Consider the following 394-nt stretch of genomic DNA (forward strand, 5'->3'; position numbering starts at 1 on the left):
CTTTCCAAATTGTTAAAGAGCAAATCACTTCCTAAGAAGTTCATTTTCTAAAGACTTTCAGAGTCGAAGATTCTAACCACATACGTCTTACTGAAGTGGTTTGGAATTCCTATCCAAAAATACTTAGAGAATGGTGGGCGATACCGGGCTCGAACCAGTGACCCCCTGCTTGTAAGGCAGGTGCTCTCCCAACTGAGCTAATCGCCCACATTATTTTTTCATTCTCGTGGAGAGAATGGTGGGTCGTGCAGGATTCGAACCTGCGACCAATTGATTAAAAGTCAACTGCTCTACCAACTGAGCTAACGACCCAATGGTATCCCGTAGGGGAGTCGAACCCCTGTTACCGCCGTGAAAGGGCGGTGTCCTAGGCCTCTAGACGAACGGGACACTG

At 47.5% G+C, this 394-nt stretch carries 3 tRNA genes; all 3 read right to left on the reverse strand.

Annotated features, from left to right (window positions below):
• Positions 1 to 131: 131 nt before the first annotated feature.
• The 3 genes from BCT11_RS02945 to BCT11_RS02955 all read right to left on the reverse strand — a co-directional run bounded on the left by BCT11_RS02945 (position 132) and on the right by BCT11_RS02955 (position 390).
• A tRNA-Val gene (locus BCT11_RS02945) sits at positions 132 to 207 on the reverse strand.
• 29 nt (positions 208 to 236) lie between these two features.
• Positions 237 to 312 (reverse strand) — tRNA-Lys (locus BCT11_RS02950).
• Between the two features lie 2 nt (positions 313 to 314).
• Positions 315 to 390: transfer RNA gene (locus tag BCT11_RS02955), tRNA-Glu, on the reverse strand.
• Between the last annotated feature and the right edge of the window lie 4 nt (positions 391 to 394).

Origin of the sequence: Vibrio sp. 10N.222.52.B12 (assembly GCF_002875385.1) — a bacterium.
GTDB lineage: Bacteria > Pseudomonadota > Gammaproteobacteria > Enterobacterales > Vibrionaceae > Vibrio > Vibrio jasicida.